Below are 3,050 nucleotides of genomic sequence, written 5' to 3' on the forward strand. Positions count from 1 at the left end.
CCCTCGTAGTAGCGGCAGGGACGCACGCAGGAATACAGGTCAAAGATCTGGCGCAGGGCGACGTTCAAGGAACGGATGCCGCCACCGACAGGGGTGGTCAGGGGACCCTTGATGGCGACGCCGTACTGGCGGACCGCTTCCAGGGTGTCCTCGGGGAGGTACTGGTAGGTGCCATAGAGGTCGCAGGCCTCATCGCCTGCGTAGACCTTGAACCACTCGATGCGACGTTCACCGCCATAGGCCTTGGCGATTGCCGCGTCCAGCACCTTCTGGGTGGCGGGCCAGATGTCGACACCGGTGCCATCCCCGCGGATGAAGGGAATGATCGGGTCGTTGGGAACGACCGGTTGACCGTTCTCGAAGCGGATGGCCGTTCCTTGGCTGGGGGCGGTGAGCTTCTCGAAGGTCGCCATGGCTGCGGCAGAACACTGAAGGTGAGCCTAGGTTTCGGCCAAGCAGGGTTCTGCAGCCGGAGGCACGCATGAATGCAGGCGACCAGGTTCGATCACTGGAATTGGTTCAGCTGATCGCGTCTGTGGCCGCGCTGTTTCGTCAGCATTTCCCTGATGCTCGGGCGAATCTGCGTCCTTGGCGCGATGACCCGCACACCCGCGCCTTCGAGGACCAGCAGACCCTGGATCTGTCGTTTCATCTGCCCGGTTGGAGCCCCCGCAGTCAGTGCCGTTCCTTTTTGCTGCAGCTCAGCCTGGCGGGTGGGGTCAGTGAGGCCAAACCCAGGCTCTTGGGGGTCACGATTCGTGGGTTGACCTACGAGAGCGAGCGCTGGCGGCTCACGACCCTGGGCGACTGGCGTCCTGCTGGTTCGCATCTGCCCGTGGAGTCCGTGACCCTCAAGCTCAAGCAGTTCTGCGGCGAGCTCTTTGATCTGTTTGAGGCGGGAGCAGGCGCCGCTGACGTGGCGTAACCCTTCGCAACCTTGCGCTCACCCCCGTCAGCCTCCCCCTTACCTTGATCCTCCTGACCGTGCGGCATCGCACGACCACGAATCCAAGGACATGGCTGTCGCTCTTGCTGCCCAGTTGCGTGAAGGGACCAAGAAATCCCACACCATGGCCGAGAACACCGGCTTCGTGAGCTGCTTCCTCAAGGGGGTTGTGGACAAGGCCAGCTACCGCAAGCTGGTGGCCGACCTCTATTTCGTGTATGGGGCGATGGAGGACGAGTTCGCCCGGCTGAAAGACAATCCGGTCCTCGCTCCCATCGCCTTTGAGCAACTGAACCGTCGTGAGGCCCTTGAGAAGGACCTGGTCTATTACTTCGGTGCGGACTGGAAGCAGAACATCCAGCCCTCCCCTTCGGCGAGTGTCTACGTCGAGCGCATCCACCAGGTGGCCAAGGAGTCACCCGAGCTGCTCGTCGGTCACCACTACACCCGTTATCTCGGTGATCTCTCCGGTGGCCAGATCCTCAAGAACATCGCCCAGAAAGCGATGAATTTGGCCGGAGATGACGGTCTCCACTTCTATGAGTTCGATGCCATCTCGGACGAGAAGGCCTTTAAGGGCACCTACCGCTCGGCCATGGACACCCTGCCGATCGATCAGCCCATGGCCGATCGGATCGTGGAAGAGGCCAACGAGGCCTTCCACCTGAACATGAACATGTTCAAGGAGCTCGAGGGCAACCTCGTCGCTGCCATTGGCAAGGTGCTCTTTGGTTTCCTGACCCGTCGCCAGCGCACCGGCAGCACCGAGACTGTCGCTGCCTGAGCTTGCGCCCCCTTCGCTTCTTAGTCCCCGGAACCACCGGTCGCTTTCGCTGTGGGGGGCTGCTCGTTGAGCTTCAAACCGCCCGCCTACTAGCGGGGTTGGGGCCCGTTGAGCTGGTGACCTACCGCCAGCGCGAAGAAGGCAGGCCATTCCTTGCTGACTTGCTGCGTGCCGAGCCCCTCCCAGGTGGCGCGGGGGGCGCTCTTTGGATTGTGAGCTGGGGCTTTGATGTCCCCTGGTTGCTGCGGCAGTTGCGCGGCCGCGCCTGTGCGTATCACGCCCACAGCAGCGGCTATGGCTTTCCCCTGCCGCCTGCTGTTCCTGTGTTGGCGGTGAGCCGCAACACCCTCGGTTATTGGGGTGACCTGGCTCCACGTAATCCGCTTTGCCTGGTGCCCAACGCCCTGAGTCCCGAGTGGCTGCAACGGGGAAAGCGGTGCGGCGATGGAGAGCGCAGCATTGATGTTCTGGTGCAGCAGCGCAAGACCAGTGCCTATGTCCTGAAGCAGTTGGTTCCTGCCTTGCAGGCCAAGGGCCTCCGGGTTGAGGTGCAATCCGGATGGGTTGAGGACCTGGTGGATTTGTTCAACAGCGCCAAGGTGGTGCTGTATGACTCGGCGGATTACTGGCGTGGTCGCGGCGTCACGGAGGGATTCGGACTGCCCCCCTTGGAGGCCTTGGCTTGCGGCTGTGTGGTGTTCAGCAGCTTGAACCATGCCTTGGCCGACAGCCTGGAGCCAGGCCGGATGGGCCATCAGCTGGGGGCAGGGACCCTGGCCGCAGATCTCGATGCCATCAGCGCTGCGGTGGCACAGCCCGCGGACTGGAGGCCCCAGCTCGAGACGCTCAATGACCTCTTGGCGGCCTCCAGCGAAGCGTCTCTGCTGGAGCATTGGCGTCAGGCCTTGGTTGCGGTCAACCAGCACTGGGACCGGATCTTGGCTGGTGAGCCTGCCCTGAAAGCCCCTCCTCTGTGGAGACTCCGGCTGAAGTCGAAACTCAGGCCAATCGGTTCGCTGGCTGGCCGTTTGCGGCCATAGCGCCTGGCTTGGAGCCATAGTTTGAGGCCATGCGCAGCCGAACCCTCGATCAGCTACGCCACCTGCTGAATCACCTGCCGCGGCGGCGGCGGTCGGCGTTGTGGATGTTGGTGCCGCTGTCGGTGGTGCCGGGTGTGATCGATCTGGCATCCGTGGCGGTGATCGCTCGCCTAACCGGCTCCTTGGTGGATTCCGATCTGGAGGATCGGCTGCCAGGCATCCATGTCTTTGGTGGGGACAGTGTCAACCAGAGCGTCTGGATGATCCTGGTCTTCATCCT

Annotated in this window: 4 protein-coding genes and 1 pseudogene; 4 read left to right on the plus strand and 1 reads right to left on the minus strand. The window is 62.7% G+C overall.

What is annotated here, in order from left to right; all coding sequences use genetic code 11:
• Window positions 1-413: isocitrate/isopropylmalate family dehydrogenase (locus QZ189_RS10920; RefSeq protein ID WP_296421763.1), on the minus strand; the 413-nt coding region annotated here is incomplete at its 3' end.
• A 68-nt stretch (window positions 414-481) separates the two neighbouring features.
• On the opposite strand from QZ189_RS10920, the gene QZ189_RS10925 reads away from it, so the two are divergent.
• The 4 genes and pseudogenes from QZ189_RS10925 to QZ189_RS10940 form a co-directional block, all read left to right on the plus strand.
• Window positions 482-925 carry a hypothetical protein gene (locus QZ189_RS10925; protein WP_296421764.1) on the plus strand — a complete coding sequence of 148 codons (444 nt, stop codon included), beginning with the start codon at window positions 482-484 and terminating at the stop codon, window positions 923-925.
• A gap of 91 nt (window positions 926-1,016) precedes the next feature.
• Window positions 1,017-1,730 carry a heme oxygenase (biliverdin-producing) gene (locus QZ189_RS10930; RefSeq protein ID WP_296421765.1) on the plus strand — a complete coding sequence of 238 codons (714 nt, stop codon included), beginning with the start codon at window positions 1,017-1,019 and terminating at the stop codon, window positions 1,728-1,730.
• Window positions 1,727-2,770, plus strand: coding sequence for a glycosyltransferase (locus tag QZ189_RS10935; RefSeq protein WP_296421766.1), 1,044 nt, complete (start codon window positions 1,727-1,729; stop codon window positions 2,768-2,770). Before QZ189_RS10930 ends, QZ189_RS10935 begins: the two co-directional genes overlap by 4 nt.
• A gap of 29 nt (window positions 2,771-2,799) precedes the next feature.
• Window positions 2,800-3,050, plus strand: a pseudogene (locus QZ189_RS10940) (ABC transporter ATP-binding protein); the annotation flags it as partial.

Origin of the sequence: Vulcanococcus sp. CPBay_Sum15L08_68 (genome assembly GCF_017855895.1) — a bacterium.
Lineage (GTDB): Bacteria > Cyanobacteriota > Cyanobacteriia > PCC-6307 > Cyanobiaceae > Vulcanococcus.

Bases quoted from the DNA above. Each gene is read 5' to 3' on its own strand.
- QZ189_RS10925 (WP_296421764.1), top strand. From the start codon at position 482: ATGAATGCAGGCGACCAGGTTCGATCACTGGAATTGGTTCAGCTGATC.
- QZ189_RS10930 (WP_296421765.1), top strand. From the start codon at position 1,017: ATGGCTGTCGCTCTTGCTGCCCAGTTGCGTGAAGGGACCAAGAAATCC.